At 43.7% G+C, this 20,940-nt stretch carries 19 protein-coding genes; 5 read left to right on the forward strand and 14 right to left on the reverse strand.

Annotation, left to right across the window (positions count from 1 at the left end; all coding sequences use genetic code 11):
* Positions 1-104: 104 nt before the first annotated feature.
* The 3 genes from LDO73_RS01040 to proP form a co-directional block, all read right to left on the reverse strand.
* Positions 105-2,144 carry an autotransporter domain-containing protein gene (locus LDO73_RS01040; protein WP_224059808.1) on the reverse strand — a complete coding sequence of 680 codons (2,040 nt, stop codon included), beginning with the start codon at positions 2,142-2,144 and terminating at the stop codon, positions 105-107.
* 449 nt (positions 2,145-2,593) lie between these two features.
* Complete coding sequence (gene phrB / locus LDO73_RS01045; protein WP_224059809.1) at positions 2,594-4,030, reverse strand: deoxyribodipyrimidine photo-lyase; 1,437 nt, start codon at positions 4,028-4,030, stop codon at positions 2,594-2,596.
* A 25-nt stretch (positions 4,031-4,055) separates the two neighbouring features.
* Positions 4,056-5,558: a glycine betaine/L-proline transporter ProP gene (gene proP / locus LDO73_RS01050; RefSeq protein ID WP_224059810.1), complete on the reverse strand. Its 1,503-nt coding sequence runs from the start codon at positions 5,556-5,558 to the stop codon at positions 4,056-4,058.
* A 717-nt stretch (positions 5,559-6,275) separates the two neighbouring features.
* Between proP and poxB the strand changes: the two genes are divergently transcribed.
* On the forward strand, positions 6,276-8,000 hold the full coding sequence (gene poxB / locus LDO73_RS01055; protein WP_224059811.1) for a ubiquinone-dependent pyruvate dehydrogenase: 1,725 nt from the start codon (positions 6,276-6,278) through the stop codon (positions 7,998-8,000).
* A gap of 110 nt (positions 8,001-8,110) precedes the next feature.
* On the opposite strand, the gene LDO73_RS01060 is transcribed toward poxB, so the two are convergent.
* The 3 genes from LDO73_RS01060 to LDO73_RS01070 all read right to left on the reverse strand — a co-directional run bounded on the left by LDO73_RS01060 (position 8,111) and on the right by LDO73_RS01070 (position 11,033).
* Positions 8,111-8,839 carry a GNAT family N-acetyltransferase gene (locus tag LDO73_RS01060; RefSeq protein WP_224059812.1) on the reverse strand — a complete coding sequence of 243 codons (729 nt, stop codon included), beginning with the start codon at positions 8,837-8,839 and terminating at the stop codon, positions 8,111-8,113.
* Positions 8,823-9,905 carry a serine hydrolase domain-containing protein gene (locus LDO73_RS01065; RefSeq protein WP_224059813.1) on the reverse strand — a complete coding sequence of 361 codons (1,083 nt, stop codon included), beginning with the start codon at positions 9,903-9,905 and terminating at the stop codon, positions 8,823-8,825. Before LDO73_RS01065 ends, LDO73_RS01060 begins: the two co-directional genes overlap by 17 nt.
* 210 nt (positions 9,906-10,115) lie before the next feature.
* Positions 10,116-11,033 (reverse strand): DNA-3-methyladenine glycosylase family protein, encoded by a 918-nt coding sequence (locus tag LDO73_RS01070; protein WP_224059814.1) that lies wholly within the window; start codon positions 11,031-11,033, stop codon positions 10,116-10,118.
* Positions 11,034-11,243: 210 nt separating this feature from the next.
* Here LDO73_RS01070 and LDO73_RS01075 point away from each other — a divergent pair, with 210 nt between their 5' ends.
* From LDO73_RS01075 to LDO73_RS01085, 3 genes are read left to right on the forward strand one after another with little or no spacing between them, the layout of a single operon-like run.
* Entirely contained in the window at positions 11,244-11,741 is a 498-nt protein-coding gene (locus LDO73_RS01075; protein ID WP_224059815.1) for a DUF2569 domain-containing protein, read from the forward strand.
* A gap of 28 nt (positions 11,742-11,769) precedes the next feature.
* Positions 11,770-12,129 carry a DUF488 domain-containing protein gene (locus LDO73_RS01080; RefSeq protein WP_224059816.1) on the forward strand — a complete coding sequence of 120 codons (360 nt, stop codon included), beginning with the start codon at positions 11,770-11,772 and terminating at the stop codon, positions 12,127-12,129.
* A 14-nt stretch (positions 12,130-12,143) separates the two neighbouring features.
* On the forward strand, positions 12,144-12,674 hold the full coding sequence (locus tag LDO73_RS01085; RefSeq protein WP_224059817.1) for a DUF2569 family protein: 531 nt from the start codon (positions 12,144-12,146) through the stop codon (positions 12,672-12,674).
* A 44-nt stretch (positions 12,675-12,718) separates the two neighbouring features.
* Here the strand turns inward: LDO73_RS01085 and LDO73_RS01090 are convergent, their stop codons facing one another.
* The 7 genes from LDO73_RS01090 to LDO73_RS01120 form a co-directional block, all read right to left on the reverse strand.
* Positions 12,719-14,302 (reverse strand): ATP-binding cassette domain-containing protein, encoded by a 1,584-nt coding sequence (locus LDO73_RS01090; RefSeq protein WP_224059818.1) that lies wholly within the window; start codon positions 14,300-14,302, stop codon positions 12,719-12,721.
* 376 nt (positions 14,303-14,678) lie between these two features.
* Positions 14,679-16,181, reverse strand: a complete 1,503-nt coding sequence (gene glpD / locus LDO73_RS01095; protein ID WP_224059819.1) for a glycerol-3-phosphate dehydrogenase — start codon at positions 16,179-16,181, stop codon at positions 14,679-14,681.
* 258 nt (positions 16,182-16,439) lie between these two features.
* Complete coding sequence (locus LDO73_RS01100) at positions 16,440-17,198, reverse strand: DeoR/GlpR family transcriptional regulator (protein ID WP_224059820.1); 759 nt, start codon at positions 17,196-17,198, stop codon at positions 16,440-16,442.
* Between the two features lie 27 nt (positions 17,199-17,225).
* Positions 17,226-18,071, reverse strand: coding sequence for a rhomboid family intramembrane serine protease GlpG (gene glpG / locus LDO73_RS01105; RefSeq protein ID WP_224059821.1), 846 nt, complete (start codon positions 18,069-18,071; stop codon positions 17,226-17,228).
* Between the two features lie 16 nt (positions 18,072-18,087).
* Positions 18,088-18,411, reverse strand: coding sequence for a thiosulfate sulfurtransferase GlpE (glpE, locus tag LDO73_RS01110; RefSeq protein ID WP_036948430.1), 324 nt, complete (start codon positions 18,409-18,411; stop codon positions 18,088-18,090).
* 99 nt (positions 18,412-18,510) lie between these two features.
* Positions 18,511-19,089: a Fe-S biogenesis protein NfuA gene (gene nfuA / locus LDO73_RS01115; RefSeq protein ID WP_224059822.1), complete on the reverse strand. Its 579-nt coding sequence runs from the start codon at positions 19,087-19,089 to the stop codon at positions 18,511-18,513.
* A gap of 63 nt (positions 19,090-19,152) precedes the next feature.
* Positions 19,153-19,836 carry a phosphoribosyltransferase family protein gene (locus LDO73_RS01120; RefSeq protein ID WP_224059823.1) on the reverse strand — a complete coding sequence of 228 codons (684 nt, stop codon included), beginning with the start codon at positions 19,834-19,836 and terminating at the stop codon, positions 19,153-19,155.
* A 56-nt stretch (positions 19,837-19,892) separates the two neighbouring features.
* Here LDO73_RS01120 and bioH point away from each other — a divergent pair, with 56 nt between their 5' ends.
* The gene (gene bioH / locus LDO73_RS01125; protein WP_224061116.1) at positions 19,893-20,666 is read left to right on the forward strand and encodes a pimeloyl-ACP methyl ester esterase BioH; all 774 of its coding nucleotides are present in this window, start codon (positions 19,893-19,895) and stop codon (positions 20,664-20,666) included.
* Between the two features lie 39 nt (positions 20,667-20,705).
* Here the strand turns inward: bioH and LDO73_RS01130 are convergent, their stop codons facing one another.
* Positions 20,706-20,939 carry a FeoC-like transcriptional regulator gene (locus tag LDO73_RS01130; RefSeq protein ID WP_224059824.1) on the reverse strand — a complete coding sequence of 78 codons (234 nt, stop codon included), beginning with the start codon at positions 20,937-20,939 and terminating at the stop codon, positions 20,706-20,708.
* Position 20,940 lies beyond the last annotated feature (1 nt).

Here is a 20,940-nt window from a genome sequence, read left to right on the forward strand (position 1 = left end):
TATCATACCCAGTAAATAGTTTTAAACCGTGATCAATTTGGGGGAATGTAATAGAAAAACCGGCCTTGATGGGCCGGTTTTTCTATGAATAAAGTAATCAGCGATTACCAGTGATATGAATAGCTCAAACCTACATTGGCAGCATCATGCTGGTAGTCAGTTTGTTGCCAACCGACGTTTGCGCGTACCGTTGAGTTTTTGGTGACATTAACATTAATGCCAGCGGACACAAACGGACGGACAGTTCGCTCATCACCCGCGTCATAAGCATAGGCACCGATATACGGAATATAGCCAACAAACGCATCTCGCTCACTGTGCAGTTTTACGTTTGCTCCAATATTTCCGTCTAACTGAATGGTATTATTCAGCTGGTGAACTGTATTCACACCCACTTGCAGGTCTGTACGGGTATTGCCCATTTTCTCATAAGTTCCTGCAAATTCGGCATGGCGTGTTTCGGTGTAGCCGTCACGGGTTACTTTATGATGCGTTAATACCACTTCTGGGCTCACTAAAGTGCTCGGAGTAACATCAAAACCGTATCGTGCACTCAGGTTCGCTTGGTAACCTTTAATACGAGAGTCACCTTGCCCCGCTTCAGTGTTTACTAACTGGTCACGGGTAATAGTTAAACCTTGCTGTAAGAATGCACCGGATAATTCTGCATTAAACCCTGTATTATTGCGGTTTTGCTGATACCGGATAAACATTCCTACGCCCGGTTGATTGCTACCGCGGGTATCGTAGTTATCTATTAGGTCAGTGCTCGTCGCAAAGTTCATCGCTCCCCCAACAATCCAGTTTTCAGCTGGCAAGCGTAATGCTCCGAATAACCCCGCCGCAGTGCGGTGATTACTGCTGACAGAATCATACTGAGTGAATACACCGACGCAGTAGTCGCTCTCACCCAACTGGCAGCGGCTTTGGCTTAAGCTGTTTAAACTACTTTGATACAGGTCTAACACTTTAAAACCACGGCGACCGGTATCGCTCATCGCTTTACTTGAGTTAGTTGCATCAACAATAGTGATGGAGGACGGATCTTTGATTTTCCAAACGGTGGCGTGTTCTCTTCCGCTGTCAGTCATAGATGAACCCACTACGACGGTACCATCTGCAGAGACGCCATGAGCGTAAGAAGAGCCGCTATTATTACTGGTGAGGGTGCCTAACCCCGTCATGGCATTATCGTCTTCACGCCAGATAAAGGCATTGTGCATGCCGCTGTCGGTGCTAGCGCTACCGACCACGACCTTACCATCCGCTGATACCCCTTTGGCATAAGAGTCACCGCTGTTATTGCTTGCTAGGGTACCTAGTCCGGTCATTCCTTCACCATCACGCCAGATAAACGCATTTTGCTCACCATGGTTTGTGTTGGCTTGGCCGACGATAACTTTACCGTCTGCGGACACAGCATGGGCGGATGAAAATCCTTGGTTATTATCTTCTAGGGTACCTAATGAGGTCATTCCTTTATCTTCGCGCCAAATAAAGGCATTTTGCTTACCGTTGTCAGTGTCAGAAACGCCAACTACGACTGTACCGTCTGCAGATACCGCCTTAGCAGATGAATAGCCTTGGTCACCCGTTACCAGTGTGCCCAGTCCAGTCATACCCGTATTTTCACGCCAGATAAAAGCATTAACTTGACGATTATCATTGATAGAGGCATTACCAACCACAGTTGTGCCATCGGCTGATACGCCAATGGCCGATGATGTGCCGCTGTTGTTCGCCATCAGGGTACCTAATCCGATCATTCCTTGCCCTTCACGCCAAATAAAAGCTTGCTGGTGACTGAAGTCAGAGGTGGCATGACCAACGACCACTTTACCATCCGCTGACACACTATGGGCAGATGAAAATCCCTCATCATCTGCTGCCAGTGTGCCTAATGAGACCATGCCTTTACCATCACGCCAGATAAAAGCATGCTGATTTCCGTTTTCATTATTAGCTTGCCCAACGATGGTTTTACCATCTGTGGATATTCCATAGGTGACGGATGTATAGATACTACCCGTTTGCAGCCCACCGAGATCCACGATATCGATGATGGGTGCTTGTGTTGCATTAGCGTAACCACTCAGAGCCAAGCTTAAGGCTAGGGCGATATGGCTTTTTCTTAACGTACTCACTATTTCCTCCAAAATAGAACAACAAAAAATAGCGTTCCGCTGTGCTTATCATGGTGGCACAACGGAGAAATTGTTTTTGTATTGAGGAGGATTAGCCACATCTCGTCAGCATTTCCGTCCAGACAGTCGCTGACGGGGATTCAGAATAGCTATCACGGAATATGGATCATCAACCCCAAAACAACGTAATAAGCGTTTTGGTGGTATTTTATCGATATTTTTAAGGGAAAAAAAGATTATTGCGTTAAAAATACAACTTATATCACATTGATAATATTGAATATTATTGCTTTAATTATAGTAACTCTGAGTTATTTTTCGGAATGAGCGATATAAGCCTTTTATTATCAGAAAGGTTTATATCGGTGATGAAATCTGCAGGTGAGGAGTTATTGACGTAGGTGAAGGAAGCCAAAGATAAGTATCTGATTATATTTAAATTAACATCATTATCGTATGGTCATACTATTCCGCTTTCCTGCCTCAAATACCTCCAGCGTCATCAGCCGTGCCTGCTTATGGTCGATGATGGGAGTTGGATAGTTCAGAGAGACTTGGTGAGATTCAGCCCATGTATGCGGTTCGTGAATAAATTTCTCGGGAACATCGCGAAGTTCGGGAAGCCACTCGCGGATAAACGTCCCCTGTGGGTCGAATTTTTTCCCCTGAGTGGTTGGGTTAAAAATACGGAACCACGGCGAAGCATCTACGCCCGTTGAAGCCGACCATTGCCAGCCGCCATTATTCGCCGCCAAAGTGCCATCGATTAACTGGTTCATAAAGTAGTGTTCCCCTCTGCGCCAATCGACCAGCAAATCTTTGACTAAAAAACTCGCTACAATCATCCGTAGCCGGTTATGCATCCAGCCCGTTTGATTGAGTTGGCGCATGGCAGCATCCACTATCGGGTAGCCCGTTTGCCCATTTTCCCATGCGGTTAAGGCTGTTTCATCAGGGTTCCATTGAATATGCTGCGTCCATTCAATAAACGGTTGGTGACGACAAAGGCGTGGAAAAGCGACCAATAGATGACTGTAAAATTCTCGCCAAATTAATTCATTCAGCCAGCTAAAACCGCCACTTTCTTGTGAGTCAAAAACTTGCGGGTTCTCTGCCAATAAGCGATTCACACATTGGCGAGGCGAAAGCACCCCAAGGGCTAAATAGGGGGATAATTGGCTAGTACCATCAATGGCGGGGATATCTCGGACGCGTTGGTAATCTTGTACGCGCTCGCTGCAAAACTGCCGTAACTTCGCTAATGCAACTTGTTCTCCGGCAATAAATTGCGGTGAAATTTCAACGGATTGGTGAGCAAAAAGTGGATGTGTATTTTCAACGGCTAATGCGGTTCCCCGTGGTTTGGGGGCAGGAAATGAGCGAAAATCACTCATCATCAATTGGCTCAAAAAGGCGCGGCGAAACGGGGTATAGACTTGGTACATATCCCCTTTTTGCGTCGTCACTGAACCTGGCGGAAGTAATAGCGCATCATCATAGGTGAAAATATTCAGATGTTGCACCTGCTGGCGTAACTGTTCATCCCGCAAGCGCTCATTTAACTCGTACTGGTGATTGAAATATAACCCTGTGGCATTTTGCTGTTGGGCAAAATCCAGCAACCATTTAACGGAATCCGCAAAGGTCGCCGTGGTATGGCAAATGAGGGGAATGCCCCGTTTCGCTAAAGCGTGTTGTAGCGCCACTAGGTTTTGATGCAAAAAGGCAATTTGTCGTGGTGATACGTTGTGAGTTACCCACTGTTCTGGCGTCGCAATATAGACGCCAATGACAGTGGCAGTAGGATCCTCACAAGCAAAGGTAAGCGCTTTGTTATCGGTGACTCGTAGATCGTTACGAAACCAAACTAACTGACAAGCCGACATCGCTTTCCTCGCTGTTTTTTAAGGATTAATCTAATTTTGGATGCTGATTTATCAGCGATTGACGCTGTTTTTCCAGCTCAGCAATTTGTTGTTCGATATCTTCAACTTTCTGTTCGATATTGTCAAAATGCTCGCTCAAAATTTCTTTTGCTTCCGCTTTATCTGAGGCCGCAGGTGTTGCACCACGTAGTGGTTTATTAGCCGTTTCTGGCATTTTAATACCGGTATACAGACCAATTAATGCAATGACTATCAGATAATATGCAGGCATATACAAGTCATTAGTGGTTTCCACTAACCATGCCGCCGCTGTTGGTGTTGCACCCGCGATTAATACCGAAATATTAAAGGCGATGGCTAATGCACTATAACGAATATGGGTAGGGAAAATAGCGGGTAAAATTGATGCCATCACCCCTGTAAAGCAGTTGAGCAATACCGCAAGAATCAACAATCCGACAAAAATTAAGCCAACAGAGCCGCTATTAATCATCATAAATGCGGGGTAAGCCAACACAATTAACCCCACGCTGCCCATGATCACGAAAGGTCGGCGACCAATTTTGTCACTGGCTAAACCAATGATTGGCTGAACAAACAGCATACCAATCATAATGGCGATAATAATCAATACACCGTGGTCGGTTGAGTAGTTCAAATTATGGGACAAATAGCTCGGCATATAGGTCAGCAGCATATAGTACGTCACGTTAGTGGCGATAACTAAGCCGACACAAATCATCAAGCTTTTCCAATATTTAGATGCAACTTCACGGAAAGAGACTTTCGGTGGATTCTGGATATTGGCTTTGTCTTGCTGCTCTAAGCTTTCAATATGTTGCTGGAATGCAGGGGTCTCTTCTAATGAATGACGTAAATAGAGACCGATAATACCTAGCGGTAAGGCTAAGAAGAACGGAATTCTCCATCCCCAATCGTGGAAGTTAGCTTCACCCACAAGGCTTGAAATCAGCACGACGACACCCGCACCCATCACAAAACCTGCGATAGAACCGAAATCTAACCAACTGCCCATAAAGCCCCGTTTACGGTCTGGGGAATACTCAGCAACAAAGATAGCTGCACCGGAATATTCACCACCAACGGAGAAACCTTGAGCCAGTTTAGCAAGCAGTAATAAGATAGGTGCCCAAATACCAATTCTCTCGTATGATGGGATCAAACCGATACAGAAGGTACTGATTGCCATAATAATAATGGTCATGGACAACACTTTTTGTCGGCCGTATTTATCCCCGAGAACACCGAAGACAACGCCCCCAAGGGGTCTAACCAAGAAAGGCACGGAGAAGGTGGCCAACGCCGCAATCATCTGAACGCTCGGTGATGCGCCCGGAAAGAAGACTTGACCCAGTACATAGGCTAAGAAGCCGTAAACACCGAAATCAAACCATTCCATCGCATTACCCAGCGAAGCCGCTGTGATTGCTTTTTTCAATTTCCCATCATCAATGATTGTAATGTCATTGATATTTAATGGTTTTTCTTTTTTCTTTCTGATCTTCATGGAACCATCCTCTTATTTGAATTTTAAGATGTGGGTTTCCCAATCCGATTTGCTCGGACAATCTGCAAATAATGAAAATTAGTATGGATAATTAAATGCAGTATCTAAACTAATTGAATGGAGAGTAACGAATAAGCTATTTGAAGTTACAGTAAAATAGCTATATCAATAATGCTGGGGTAGATTGAGAATGCTGCTCTTTAATATTTAATGCCAAGTTCTGAAAATATATCAAAAATATCACCTTTAAATTGTCATTTATTGAATAATAATACCGCAAAAATGGTAATTTGTAAAATCGAGGGAAATATTAATACTTTTTTAACTGAAACTTTCCGGTGATTTTCTAATGGTATTTATTTGTTTTCATTGAAATTTACAGAGTCTGTTGTTCGGCAGTTTATAAAACGATTGATGGGTATGAAAAGTGAGCGCATAACGAAAAATAATTCCCACATTCAGAGGTCATTTCATATTGAAACGATACCCTCTTTTTGTGACTTTATATTTGTCCTGATATTGTTGTCTTCTTTCGATATTCGCGGATGAATATCTTGTTCTGTTTTTGAATGTACTGCATTGGTAGGAATGGGGAATCGATTTAGTTAGAATCGAATACATATTATTAAGCGTATTTGAAAACCAGCACTGCTTGTTAAATATGTCATTGTTAACAAGAATACATTGAATTTAATCCGACTTAAAAAGAGTGCCATTATGAAAAAACAGAGTATTGCATCCTATATTGCGAAAGTACTGGATAACGCAGGTGTTAAGCGCATCTGGGGAGTCACTGGGGACTCATTAAACGGTTTAACGGATAGTTTACGTAAACAAGGGGCTATTGAGTGGTTAGGTACCCGTCATGAAGAAGTGGCTGCATTTGCCGCGGGCGCAGAAGCGCAACTAACGGGTGAGTTAGCGGTGTGCGCGGGTTCTTGTGGGCCTGGAAACATGCACTTAATCAACGGATTGTATGATTGCCATCGTAACCGTGTACCTGTATTAGCCATTGCTGCGCATATCCCATCGAGTGAAATTGGTAGTAATTATTTCCAAGAAACCCACCCAACAGAGCTGTTCCGTGAATGTAGTCACTATTGTGAAATGGTGACTAACCCTGAGCAAATTCAACAAGTTCTGGGTATTGCGATGCGTAAAGCGATCCTGAATAAAGGCGTTTCCGTTGTCGTTATTCCGGGTGATATCGCCCTGAAAGATGCACCAGAATCGGCGAAAGAAGAGTGGTATCAGCCACAAGCACCTTTGATCATGCCTCAGCGTTCTGAAATTGAAAAATTAGCAGAAGCACTGAATCAGTCAGAAAATATTACATTGTTCTGTGGTAATGGTTGTGCTGGCGCTCATGATGAAGTGGTGAAACTGGCAGAAACCTTGAATGCGCCAGTGGTACATGCGCTGCGTGGTAAAGAGCATATTGAGTGGGATAACCCAAATAGCGTGGGAATGACGGGGTTAATCGGTTTTTCATCTGGCTACCACGCGATGATGAATGCGGATACCGTTGTGTTGCTAGGCACCCAATTCCCGTATCGTCCGTTCTATCCAACGGATGCGAAAATTATTCAGATTGACCTGAATGCCGGAAGCTTAGGCTCCCATTGCCATATTGATATGGGGCTTATCGGGGATATTAAAGCAACATTGACCGCTTTACAGCCACATTTAACGGCGAAACAGAATCGCAAACATTTGGATGGCGCACTGAAGCACTATGCTGAGGCACGTAAAGGGCTGGATGATTTGGCTAAGCCGGGTCATGAAGGGCTGATCCATCCACAATATTTAGCCACCAAGCTGAGCGAGCTGGCGAACGACGACACTATCTTTACCTGCGATGTAGGCACACCAACGGTGTGGGCTGCGCGTTACTTAAAAATGAACGGTAAACGTCGCCTGATCGGTTCGTTCAACCACGGTTCGATGGCAAACGCAATGCCACAAGCGATTGGTGCGCAAGCGGTTGATAAAAATCGCCAAGTGGTTGCAATGTGTGGCGATGGCGGTTTCAGTATGTTGATGGGTGACTTTATTTCACTGTCACAGATGAAATTACCAGTAAAAATTATCATTCATAACAACGGCGTGCTGGGCTTTGTGGCGATGGAAATGAAGGTTGCAGGCTTCATGACTGCGGGCACTGATTTACAAAATCCAAACTTTGCGGCAATTGCCAACGCGGCGGGCATCAAAGGTATTCGCGTTGAGAAAAGTGAAGATCTAGACGGTGCGCTGAAAGAAGCTTTTGCCCATGATGGTCCAGTTGTTGTGGATGTCTTGACGGCGAAACAAGAACTTTCAATGCCTCCAGAAATTGAAGCTCAAGAAGCCAAAGGCTTTAGCTTATATATGCTGAAGGCAATTATGAGCGGTCGTGGTGATGAAGTGGTGCAATTGGTGAAAACTAACTGGCTACGTTAATCACTATCTAATCGAGTACATGACTAGCTCTGATCTCGGTTGACTTTTGTCATACATAAAATGCCCGATGAATGTCATCGGGCATTTTATAATTAAAATCGGGATTATTTCTATTCTATATCTGGCCGAACAATAACATCCCATTGAATATATGGAATTAAATCCAAAGAGCTTGCCAGCATTAAGGATGCTTTATTGTCTAGCTGACAACGATATTGTGGCTGATATCCTTTTTCCCAAGCTATTTGGCAAATAGCTGATACGAGCTCACGAGCATAGCCTTTCCCTCGGTGTTCAGACAAAGTTAAAACGCCTAAATCCGCGATGGACAGCTGACTATCATCCCAAGGATACATACTCGCAACGGCTACTAGCTGCTCATTTGAGAATAAACCATAGATTAACCAATGGTTAAGTTCTACAGAAGCGCCATCTAAATCTTCTTCACTGCAAGCTTCACAGAAAGATTGAAATACGGCTGCATCATTGCTATTTAATGCACGAATATGACTGGAAATTTTTTGTTGCTGTAATTTAGATAATGCCTCTTGGCTAAAATAAAAAAACTGGTCGGCTCCATGCCATTGAGTGGCGAGGTTTTTGCACAGTGATTTTACAGTTTCGCGGGTTAATTCGGGGCGAATAGAGAGTTTTTCGCATAACTGCGGGTGTAATGAGAGCCAATATTTATTTTTTTCTTGAATCGCGATCGCTAAATAATCTTCATCCATATTAGGGTCTATATACACAGCAAAGTCACTTTGATTTAAATAACATTCACCTGCGGTTTTCTGTTTCAGCCAGTATCCAGTGATTTCATTATTAATCATGGTGGTCATGAAGTTCCTTAGAGTGAGCCAACATTATATCGGTAATATCATAAGCCATTTTCTGCGTGTCTAAATCTTCAGTATTTCCCAAAACAGCAACCGTTAAGCCTAAATCAGGGATACGCAAAAAATAGGTGGTACACCCAGCCCATCCACCCGAATGCTCAAAATGTGTGATACCGAAATGTTGTGAAATAATAACGCCGTAAGCATATGATTCGTGGTGTTCAATGGCATCACCCGCTATATTTTTAGGGGGCAGAGCTTGAAGCATCTTGGTGATGAGTGTTTTGCCCCCAACTTTACCGGTAGTGTAATTTTCACCCCATTTCATTAAATCGAGGACATTCGAATGAATGGCTCCATCCCCTGTTTGGGTCCACAAACTTTCGCTTAATTGATAGCCGCATTCAGGATTTGAGCGATAACCTCGAGCAATCACGGTATGTACAGGATATGAATCCACGATGAAGGTGCTATTCATTTGTAAGGGCTCAAAAATATATTGTTGAGCAAATTCACGATAACTTTGTCCACTGATGCGCTCAATCATAATGGAGAGTAAAAAATACCCCGTATTACAATAATCAAATTGTGTTCCGATAGGGTAAATGGGGTTAGGAAAAGCAATTAAATCTGCCAAACTCTCCTCTGGCCCCAGTGCGTCAAAATAACCTCTACCCTTATCTAGAGCCAGTTCAATATAATCCACCATTCCACTGATGTGATAAATCAAATCTTGGATCGTAATTCCATTCGTGTATTCAGGTAACTCAGGGATATATTTCGTAATTGGGTCATTCAAAGAAAGCTTGCCATTTTGCTCTAATAGTAGAATAGAAAACGCAGTGAATTGCTTCGATACCGAAGCTAAATTAAAAATAGTATCGACTGTTAGTGCTTCTTTTTTTTCAAGATCAGCGAATCCAAGGCTACCGGAATAAGATTTACCCTGATCAAATTTTGCCATGTAAGTAAAGCCAGGGCCATCCGTATTAAATTGCTGTTCCCATGCTAAAAGTTTTTGTTTCGTATTATTAAATATTATGTTCTCTCGGCTTGCAGAAATACCCACTTTTTACCTTCTTACTCGTTAGCTAAAAATATTAGACTCAGTACATGAAATTAAATGGCTGCCATGTATAGCAGTTACACGGCAGCTTAAGTTTTAAAGAATTTATTTATTCTCTTAGATAAATCGAAATAGTAATGCTACATCTTCAAGCTAACTTTAAGTCAACCTTAATTTTTGATATCTAAGGTAGGTGAAAACATGATTATTTGTTTAATAACCCGCAGCGGATTGGCTGCGCCAAAGATGAGCGGCAACCAGTGCTCGCCACGGTGCAAATTGGGCTAACCATTGTTGGGTTTCTTTCGCGGACGGTTGCGCATCTTGGGCTAATAAGGTTTGTAGATTGCGCCGCACGGCAACATCCCCATGTAGGGAGCCATCTAAGTAATTAAATCCGCGCAGCAATCCATAACTTACTGTCCAAGGTCCAATACCTTTGATAGCTAGCAATTTTTCGGTGACATCATGGACGTTTTCAGGGGTAACGGCGTTGTCTAGGTCTAATTCACCCGCTTGAATAGCGTCACAAAGCCCGCGTAAGGCGATGATTTTTCCAAGAGAAAAACCCGCTTGTCGTAAAATTTCATCGTTCACATTGATGACTGAGGCGACGGTGGGAAAGCACCAAATTCCTGATGAATGCTGCTGCCCGACAGCTTGAATAAAACGTCGGCGGATGGCAATGGCGGCAAGAACACTAATCTGCTGGCCGATAATTGCCCATACGAGCGCTTCAAAAGTAGTGGCTGATTGATACACTCGCACACCTCGCTGTGGTGTAATCAGTTTACCGAGTATTGGGTGGGTAAGGTATTTTTCTTCAAATTGCTCAACGGGTTGATTCAATCCGAGTAAATGAATCGCAAGCGTGTGTAGCTCATTTAAGGAAGGCGAGGTTTCTGTATTATCAACATCAAGCTGCAATATTGCTTGTTTATTGTCAGTGGCTTGGTCGTTAATGGATAGGCGAATTTGCGCAGCACGTTCCTGCCAGATAACCCCTTTGCGCAAGGTGTTTTTTTCAACAATCTCGGCGATATTTTGCGGATCCCGCAAGTGAAAGGCAAAAAAATCATCAATACGGTAATGAAGTGGCAGTGATATAGAAACGGATTGCGTTGATGCCATAGTTCGTCTTCTTCTGATTTATACTCATTTTTGGTTAAATTTTGACAAAAAACGTCAAGCGCTACATTTTTAGCCGTTAGAGTATGTTAGCTTAGCAAAAAGGTGATTCAGATAATCATGTGCTAATTTAACTTGCTCATACCTATTCAGCAAATTCTTGCGCAAGTCGGTGAGCAGATTAACTGCATAAATTAAATCAAGGATGTGAAGATGAGCGCAGAAAATAATGAAATGCACCCTGTACCAAAGCCTAAGCCTGAATTAAATGGCATCGGTGGATGGTTAATTCTTCCCTTACTTGGGGTGATTTTCTCGGCACTATTTATGCCGTTTAGACTTTGGCATCATAATCAAGAAGTGATTGAATACTGGAGCGAATTGACGTCACCGGGTTCAGACTATTTCGTACCGCTATTCAAAGAATTGATATATTTTGAAGTGGTTGGTAACGCGATTATTTACGGTACAATTCTGTATCTTTGTTATCTTTTTTTCACTAAGAAAAAATTAATTATTAAGGTGTATGCCTTTTTTCAAATTTTTTCATTGGCTGTGATGATTTTTGATTTGGTGCTCGCCAATCAATTGTTAGACCTCGAAATAGATTCCAATGATATTCGTGAATTGATACGAGGATTATTTGGTTGCTTCGTCTGGGTGCCTTACTTTTTTGTCTCTGTGCGTGTTCGCAATACGTTTATTAATTAGTGAACCCCAATGATCGTGGAGCCTGCTGATGATTTACTGTAAACGAGTCTATGACCCTTGTAGCCCTCAGGATGGTTATCGCATTTTGGTGGATAGGCTGTGGCCTCGAGGGATCAAAAAGGTGGATCTGCAGTGTGATGAATGGAATAAAGCGGTCGCGCCCTCCAATGAATTGCGCAAATGGTTTCACCAACATACTGACCAGTTTGAGCAGTTTGTGACGCAATATCAGCAAGAACTTCAGCAAAGTGATGAATGGCACGCCGTATTTGCGAAAGCGCAGCAAGGTGATATCACATTGTTATACAGCGCCAAAGATACGCAACATAATCAGGCATTGGTATTGAAAGCATTTATTGACGAAAAACTCAAAGAACATAAAGAATAAAAAAGGTTATCACTATGGATGTAAATTTATCATCTAACCCCGAATCATTACCCGCGGCTCAAATACCTGTGCAGAGTCATAGTAAACCTCAAAAATCCCTCCAAGGGATTGGTGGCTGGCTTATTTTACCTCTGCTAGGTCAGCTGTATATGCTGGGGAATTTGATCAAAATGATGGTGAATGATATTGCTGAGGTTCAAGGTGCTTGGTCATTGGCAACGAACCCAGCATCGGACTTTTATATGTCAGGATTTGCCTCTGGTTTTTATGCTGTGCAGCTCAGCCTTGGGGTAATTATCGCATTAATGGTGGGGTCATTTATTGCGGTATTTAAAAAGAAATCCATGGTTAAGTGGCTATTTATCATTACGATGATGCTCTATGTTGCGGTGATTGGTGCCTCACGCATCGCTTTTCCCGTCGCGTTTCACCTCGAAATCGACTATAGCTACATTACTAGCTTTTTTAATGGCAGCTTTTATTGCTTGATTTGGGTTCCCTATTTTCTGGTTTCTGCCCGCATTAAAAATACCTTTGTGAATTAAGAAAGGGCTGCGAAACACAGCCCGTACAGTTTATTTAATCTTTATTAACTGCCTAGTTGTAAATCATGGGTAATATTGCACTGCTCCACAAATGCTTCATCATGAGAAACCAGTAGCAGCGTCCCTTGGTAATCCCGTAATAGCCCTTCTAATAGCTGTTTTGAATCTAAATCTAAGTGATTGTCTGGCTCATCGAGCAGTAAAACGGCGGGAGGATGAGGGCTATGCGTCAGAGCTAGCAGCGTCGCTTTGAGTTGCTCACCACCGCTGAGCTGGCCCAACGGCAGTAACGATTTATCCCCTCGAATACGTAACATACCCAACTGAGTGCGCCACTGCTCTACGGAAATCGCTGGCTGATATTGATAGAGAGCCTCGGCAACCGGTAACGATTTATCCAAAAGATTCAGATGTTGATCTAAATAGCAAAAAGCACCGCTGATGCGAGATTCCCCAGAAAGTGCCTGCAACTTATTTGCCAACACTTTCAATAGGGTGGATTTCCCAGAGCCATTGCGTCCTTGAATATGCCAATGTTCACCGCTATAAGCGGTAAATGAGAGTGGCGCAGTTTGCCCATAAGGGAGTTTCAGTTGGGAGACAAAAATGCGCATTTTTCCGCCTTCGCTTTGGTAATTGAGTACCATTTTTTGAGGCTGAATATGGCTGACTTTGTCTTGATTCTGCTGATGTTGATGTTGTAATTCGCCTAATACTCGCTGATGACGCTCTGCCACATTGGATTGCCTTTTTTCGGCTCGGTTTTTCTGCATATCGAGCAACAGTAAGGATTGAGAACCACCATAGCGAATATTTTCACCTTGCTTGCGTCGTTGAGCGGCTTTTTGTAGGGTGGCTTGCTGCTGTTTTTTCTCTTGGCGGATCTGTTTTTCAAGTTGTTCGCCTTCGGCTTCAATAGCATTGATAGCAAAGGTTTTTTGCTCATCATACAGGGTGTAATTTCCGCCGTATTCCACTAAGCCTTTGTCGGTTAATTCAAAAATAGCATCCATTTTTTCAAGAAGATGCCGGTTATGGCTGATGACTAAACAGCCGGCTTTGTGCTGACTGAGTTTTTCACTTAGCCATTGGCGTCCTTGTTGGTCAAGGTGGTTGTCGGGTTCGTCGAGCAAAAGAAAATGGTCAGGATGTAAAAATGCACGACATAGCGCTAAGCGAGTGCGTTCACCGCCACTCAGTTGTTCAATAGGGATATCCATTGATGCCGTTAGCTGTGCAGACGCTAACAGCATTTCCCATGTTGCGGGCAGATGCCAATTATCTTCCGTTAGCTCGAAATCGGTCATGGTGCCGTGACCTTGTTCAATGCGCGAAAAGGCTTGCCAAAGTACATCAATACCTAGCGCTTGAGCAATAGTGTCGCCCGTTAAGCGGTTGAGTTGATCCACATGAATTATTGGCAAATGCCAATCAACTTTGCCGTGAGTGGGAGTGAGTTGCTGGGCAAGTAATCGCATTAACACGGATTTTCCACGACCATTGTGACCAATCAGCGCATTTTTTTGGCTAAATAAGCTACCACCCAATGGCGGAAAGAGTGCGGTTTGGTCGAACTCGATAGTTAATTGTGAAAAATGGCACGCGAGAGCTGGATTAGCTATTGTCATAGAGACCTCCAAATAGAGAGGGCAGACAACGTTACGCTATCTTTCGCACGATCATTTTTCGAAGCATGTTTTTTTCAAAAAAGCATATTTCAAAAAAGAAGCGATGAAAACTGTGTCTGCCAAGAACAGAAAAATAATGACCTTCAATAAGGCATTGTGGATATTTTCTGGCAGTACTTAGTTCATCGTCGGAAAGGCTCACTTTAGAAGGGGCAAAATTGCGGGTGAATTATAAACAGAATTGAGAGGTGGAAGCAAGGTAGATAAATTGAAAAGGGTCTGAAGGTAAAAGCGCCAGTCTGTGGGCACAGATAGGCGCTTTTGGTACAACAACGAGTTTTTTACGATTCTATCTTACTGCGTATCTCTTGCGAGATTATGCTGTCACAGCCACTTTAGTATGCTCTGCAAGCCATTGTGCAATGTGCTGTTTCTCAGCGTCGTTCAGCCACATGCCCAATTTGGTACGACGCCAAATCGCATCGTCTAATTCTACAACCCACTCATTTTCGACTAAGTAGCGTAATTCGGCTTCATAGACGTTTGCGCCGAATGCTTCACCTAAATCAGACAGTGAGTTTGCGCCTGCTAAAATCAACTTACTGTTGCTGCCGTAAGTTCTTGCGTAACGCAGTGCTAAGCCTTCTGGGAGCCATGGGTAATGCTGGGTTAATACGCGTGCGTAACCATCGCGGTCACAACCTTCGATGTCGCCACCAGGTAATTGACCATTTTTAGTCCAAGGTCCGCTAGCGTGAGGGTAGTATGCCGCTAATTTACCCACAGCAGCTTCAGCCAGTTTACGGTAAGTGGTTAATTTACCACCGAATACTGACAGTAATGGCGCTTTACCCTCTTCATCGTGAATATCTAAAGTGTAGTCACGAGTGATAGCTTGCGGAGAGTCAGATTCGTCATCACACAGAGGGCGAACACCTGAGTAATCCCACACAACATCTTGCTTAGTAAGCTGTTTTTTGAAGTGGTCGTTATACACTTTTAGCAGATAATTGACTTCGTTTTCGTCAATTTTCACATCTTTAGGGTCCCCTTTGTACTCAACATCGGTGGTACCGATAATTGAGAATTCATCCATCCAAGGGATCACAAAGACAATTCGGTTATCTTCGTTTTGCAGGATATACGCTTGTGGTTCATTGTGAGCGCGTGGAACCACGATATGGCTGCCTTTGATCAGACGAATGCCATAAGGAGATTTCAGTTTTAAGCCGTCATCGAAGAACTCTTTAACCCAAGGCCCCGTAGCGTTGACCAGACCTTTGGCTTTCCAAGTATGAGTTTCGCCAGTACGTAAGTCTTGAGCTTCAACCACCCAAAGACCATCTTCACGGTATGCGCGAGTTACTTTTGTACGAGTGCGCACTTCACCGTTTTTACGTACCACTTCTTGAGCGTTCAATACCACTAAACGCGCATCATCAACCCAACAATCTGAGTATTCGAAACCTTTGGTTAGTTCAGGTTTTAACACAGAGTTTTGGTTGAATTTTAAGCTCTTGCTGCTTGGCAGACTAACGCGTTTACCTAAATGATCGTACAGGAACAGACCGATACGGATCATCCAAGCTGGGCGTAAGTGAGGCTGATGAGGTAGACGGAAGCGCATTGGGAATGCAATGTGCGGAGCCAGTCGTAATAAGACTTCACGCTCTGCAAGTGCTTCACTCACCAGTCTAAATTCATAATGTTCGAGGTAGCGTAAACCACCGTGGATTAGTTTCGAACTGGCAGATGAAGTTGCACTCGCTAAGTCTTGAGATTCAAGCAGCAGTACAGATAATCCACGCCCAGCAGCATCAGCCGCAATACCAGCGCCGTTGATTCCGCCGCCAATTACAATCAAGTCTTTCGTTTCCATGCATCCCCCTGAGATGTTCGAACCATTTTCTATAATGTTCGTTTTCGCTCATTTGATTGTAATCAAATTTTGTACGTCTGCCAACCTGTAATCCATAAAAATAACAAGCGCGTGATGCTAATAACATTTTGTGTATAAATTTAATCTGTTTAATAAATTGGCAATATGACAAAGGGATGACAACAGAATGAAAAGAAAGGAAAAAATAAGAATTGATGGTAGGCAAGCTACCATCATTGGGAAAGTTAAAGCTGGGGGCTAGCAGAGCTCTAATTGAACGTTATGCTGTTCGATAACCTTTAGGATACTGGCTGGAGGTGCTTGGGTGGTAAACAACGTATTGATTAGGTTCATATTACCTAAATTAACCATCGCATTTCGACCAAATTTGGAGTGGTCGGTAACCAACATGACATGGCGAGAGTTTTCAATAATTGCGCGCTTGGTGCGGACTTCATGATAATCAAACTCAAGCAATGAGCCGTCCATATCAATCCCGCTGATCCCCAGGATGCCGTAATCGAGTCTAAATTGAGAGATAAAGTCGAGGGTGGCTTCACCGACAATCCCGCCATCACGAGAACGAACTTCACCGCCTGCGAGGATCAAACGAAAATCTTCTTTTCCCATGAGCAATGTGGCGACGTTCAGGTTGTTGGTCACGACGCGCAGGTTTTTATGATTAACCAATGCGTGAGCGACAGCCTCAGGGGTTGTGCCAATATCAATAAATAGGGTTGCGCCGTCAGGAATTTGGCTTGCCACACGTTGAGCAATACGCGCTTTTTCCTCAGACCACATGGTTTTGCGGTCATTGTAGGCGGTATTGACGGAACTCGAAGGCAAGGCTGCGCCACCATGGTGTCGTAGGATTTTATTTTGTTCAGCAAGATCATTGAGGTCTCGGCGAATGGTCTGAGGGCTAACCTCAAACTGTTCGACAAGTTCTTCAGTACTGACATATCCCTGAAGACGCACAAGTTCAACAATTGCATCATGTCTCTGGGTTTGTTTCACAGCATTAGCCTCTAATTATAAAATGTTCTATTTGGAACCTTGGTGTTTAAAACTGAGCCTATTATCCCATATTCCCATCAATAATCCGATAATTAACCCTGAAGTATGTGCGGCATTAGCAATGTCCATACCAAGCAGGTCAAAGTAACCGAAGAATAACCAGATAATCGAGAATACCATGAGTCCGCGAGGGATACCGATACCGATTTCTGGGCGACGTTCGCCAGTGATCCAAACATAGCTAACCAGTGCATAAACGACACCCGATAAACCGCCAAAATTGTTTTCACTGAATAGGGATTGACCCCAGTTACTGAATAATGCGGAGACTAATAAAATGGTGAACAGTTTTCCTGTGCCCATTTTTTTCTCAACTTGCCCGGCAAGGAACCACCAGAGCGCAAGGTTGAAACCGATGTGCGAAATAGAAAAGTGAACGAACGCCGGGCTTATCCAACGCCACAATTCGCTTTGCTGATCACCAATAGGCCAGCCTAGATAGTATAGAACGATACGGGGATCTGTCAGTGTGACCCAAAGATAAACCGCGATAGACAGCAAAATAACGGCGATAGTTAATGGGCCTGATTGCTGTTTTAAATAGCTGAATGTCAGATAATTTCGATACTGAAATTGGGCATCTGTGCGGCCCGTTTGCCAGCTAGCTTCGAGATAACGGGGATCATTAGGGTTACGCAAAAAGGTTTCTAACTCTTGGCGTACTTGCTCAGTGTGCTGCTCATCGGCGAGCCAAAGTTCATAATGTTGTTGGTCGTTGGAAGGATGGAGTTGTAGTTGGATATTTTGTCCTGCCATATAATCGACAAACGCTTGAGCCATCCGTGGGTTTTCAAAAGAGATAATGTGGATCATAAATACGTTGTCTCGTTTAGAGCGCCGTAATGGCTTGTGGGTATTCTCGTGACCATGCCTCAAATCCGCCATTAATGCTATATACAGATTCAAAACCAATATTAATTAAGTATTGCGCCGCGCCTTGGCTGCTGTGACCGTGGTAGCACATCACCATAATCGTTTGTTCATAATCAGTTTTTTCGACAAACGGGTGTAGGGACTCATTGGTTAAGTGATAAGCGCCTGTCGCGTGACCAGCACGAAAACTTTGGGGATCGCGAACATCGACAAGGATAGCAGTGCCATCTAACCAGTGCTGATAGGCTTGTTCAGGTGTTAGTGTCTCAAAATGGTCCATAAAATACCGGGAAGTTAGGGGAAATATCATGAAAGAGCATCCGCAGGTGCGCTGAGGATGCTCCGATACTCAGTAGAAAATGCGTGTGAGCAGAATCTATTAGTAGAAAGAGTGCTCGCCGCGTTGGTGTTCAGTCAGGTCTTTAACACCTTTTAATTCACCTTCGAACATTTTCAGTAATTCTTTTTCGATACCTTCTTTCAGCGTCACATCGACCATGGAACAACCGTTACAGCCGCCGCCGAATTGCAGGATAGCAAAACCATCTTCGGTGATTTCCATTAAGGAAACACGACCGCCATGGCTCGCTAATTGCGGGTTAATTTGTGATTGTAAAACGTATTCAACACGCTCAATTAATGACGCATCTTCAGACACTTTGCGCATTTTCGCGTTCGGTGCTTTTAACGTTAATTGAGAGCCTAATTGGTCAGTGACGAAATCAATCTCAGCATCTTCTAAGAATGGTGCGCTAATTTCATCAACATAAGCAGAGAGTTTTTCAAACTTCAGCTCTTTATCGGTGGCCTCTACGGCACCAGGAGGGCAATAAGAAACACCACACTCAGCGGTTGGTGTGCCTGGGTTAATGACAAATACTCGAATTTGGGTTCCTGACTCTTGGCTTTCCAATAACTTGGAGAAGTGAGTCTGTGCTGCTTCTGTAATATTAATCATAATCTCTTGCTCAATAATAGTTGACTGCTTTAGTTGGTTATAATACGCCCATTTACACCCATCCTACAAGGTGCGACAGAGTGACCACGCGTCAACAGTATGCGCGCCCGCACAAATCAACAATTGAGCGGCTGCATGCATGGTTGAGCCAGTTGTAATCACATCATCAATAATAGCTATGTGTAGACCTGAAACCGAAGTTTCAAGGGTAAATGCCTCTTTTAGGTTATTGCGGCGCTGTTTACGTGTTAATGAAACTTGCGTCAGTGTATCACGAGAGCGCAATAATGAATTTTGCGAATAGGCAATATTTAACCATGTGGTTAAATTACCACCAATTAATGCCATGTGGTCAAATCCCCGACGCCAACATCGCCGAGGATGGGGAGGAATGGTTATCAATAAGTCGGGTTTTTTCCATTGCTGTTGACGATATCCATTCAACCAATAATGTAAAAATACTCGCGTCAGGGGAATGGCTAACTGAGGTTGATAACGAAATTTATATTGATGGATAAGCTGGCGTAATGGCGCTTGATACGGCGTTACGGTAATTAGCCTCTGCCAAGGTGGTGGCTGCACAAGGCAGCGTCCGCAAGGAAATTGGTGATATTCACACGGGAGAGCGCATTGTAGACAAACTTTCGGCATTGGCGGTAAGCTTTTGATACAAAAGCTGCATATTCCTTGCTGAGGAATTTTTAATAACTGCCGGCATAGCCAACAGACCCCTTCCATTGCTAGCATAGGTGAGTCCTAGATTGAAAAATCAGAATGAAAATAACATTGAAGAGAGTGTAATCATGGCGACGTTATATTGGCAGACAGTGGGTGAAGGAAAACAAGATATTGTGTTACTGCACGGATGGGGATTGAATGCCGAAGTCTGGCAAACAATTATTCCTCGAGTGGCTTCGCAATTTCGCATCCATTTAGTTGATTTACCGGGTTATGGGCGTAGTCACGATTTCACTCCGATGACCATTCAATCAATGGCCAATGTTGTGTGGGAGCAAGCGCCTAAAAATGCGATTTGGCTGGGATGGTCTTTAGGTGGGCTAGTGGCAAGCCGCATCGTGCTTGATCACCCAAATGAGGTAAAAGCCTTAATCACCGTGGCATCCTCCCCTTGCTTTGGGGCTCATGATGAGTGGCAAGGTATCAAGCCTGAAGTCTTACTTAATTTTGAGCAGATGCTGGCTGAAAATTTCCAGCGTACCGTCGAGCGTTTTCTGGCACTGCAAACATTGGGAACTGAAAGCGCCCGCGAAGATGCGCGTACATTGAAATCTGTGGTATTGGCGCTGCCAATGCCATCGGTTGAAGCCTTGAATATGGGGCTGGAATCTTTACGTACTGAAGATTTACGTGAGGAACTCACCCATTTACAGGTTCCTTTCTTACGTATTTATGGTTATTTAGATGGCTTAGTCCCGCGTAAAATTGCAGGTAAATTAGACGAGTTGTATCCCAATTCATTATCCGTTGTGATGCGCAATAGTGCCCATGCGCCGTTTATTTCTCATCCCGATGAGTTTTGTGAAACATTGGTTCAGTTTGCGAAATCATTGAACTAAATCAGTGCATTAGAAGCTAATTCGCTGAAATGGAAACAACTATTTAATCTTATAGACAAAATGTGAGCAATCGTGACTCTCGGGGCATCCCTTACAACTGGTACCCGTAAGGCACGCGCTCACATCGACTTTCTCAATTTTCTCCATGCTGACCAGCTTTTCAGCCATCGCGTTCACCAGTGCAGCAGGGGCGTTTAATTGAGAACTCAGAAGCGCAATGTCAGCTTGCCCATATAATGCAATCAAATCTCGGACTTGCAGCAAGCTGACCATC

The organism is Providencia alcalifaciens, from assembly GCF_915403165.1.
In the GTDB taxonomy this organism is placed as follows: domain Bacteria; phylum Pseudomonadota; class Gammaproteobacteria; order Enterobacterales; family Enterobacteriaceae; genus Providencia; species Providencia alcalifaciens_C.

Excerpts from the sequence above, each read along its gene's own strand:
- phrB (WP_224059809.1), bottom strand. The coding sequence starts at position 4,030 with ATGTCGGCTTGTCAGTTAGTTTGGTTTCGTAACGATCTACGAGTCACC.
- proP (WP_224059810.1), bottom strand. The coding sequence starts at position 5,558 with ATGAAGATCAGAAAGAAAAAAGAAAAACCATTAAATATCAATGACATT.
- poxB (WP_224059811.1), top strand. The coding sequence starts at position 6,276 with ATGAAAAAACAGAGTATTGCATCCTATATTGCGAAAGTACTGGATAAC.
- LDO73_RS01060 (WP_224059812.1), bottom strand. The coding sequence starts at position 8,839 with ATGACCACCATGATTAATAATGAAATCACTGGATACTGGCTGAAACAG.
- LDO73_RS01070 (WP_224059814.1), bottom strand. The coding sequence starts at position 11,033 with ATGGCATCAACGCAATCCGTTTCTATATCACTGCCACTTCATTACCGT.
- LDO73_RS01075 (WP_224059815.1), top strand. The coding sequence starts at position 11,244 with ATGAGCGCAGAAAATAATGAAATGCACCCTGTACCAAAGCCTAAGCCT.
- LDO73_RS01080 (WP_224059816.1), top strand. The coding sequence starts at position 11,770 with ATGATTTACTGTAAACGAGTCTATGACCCTTGTAGCCCTCAGGATGGT.
- LDO73_RS01085 (WP_224059817.1), top strand. The coding sequence starts at position 12,144 with ATGGATGTAAATTTATCATCTAACCCCGAATCATTACCCGCGGCTCAA.
- LDO73_RS01090 (WP_224059818.1), bottom strand. The coding sequence starts at position 14,302 with ATGACAATAGCTAATCCAGCTCTCGCGTGCCATTTTTCACAATTAACT.
- glpD (WP_224059819.1), bottom strand. The coding sequence starts at position 16,181 with ATGGAAACGAAAGACTTGATTGTAATTGGCGGCGGAATCAACGGCGCT.
- glpG (WP_224059821.1), bottom strand. The coding sequence starts at position 18,071 with ATGATCCACATTATCTCTTTTGAAAACCCACGGATGGCTCAAGCGTTT.
- glpE (WP_036948430.1), bottom strand. The coding sequence starts at position 18,411 with ATGGACCATTTTGAGACACTAACACCTGAACAAGCCTATCAGCACTGG.
- nfuA (WP_224059822.1), bottom strand. The coding sequence starts at position 19,089 with ATGATTAATATTACAGAAGCAGCACAGACTCACTTCTCCAAGTTATTG.
- LDO73_RS01120 (WP_224059823.1), bottom strand. The coding sequence starts at position 19,836 with ATGCTAGCAATGGAAGGGGTCTGTTGGCTATGCCGGCAGTTATTAAAA.
- bioH (WP_224061116.1), top strand. The coding sequence starts at position 19,893 with ATGGCGACGTTATATTGGCAGACAGTGGGTGAAGGAAAACAAGATATT.
- LDO73_RS01130 (WP_224059824.1), bottom strand. The coding sequence starts at position 20,939 with ATGGTCAGCTTGCTGCAAGTCCGAGATTTGATTGCATTATATGGGCAA.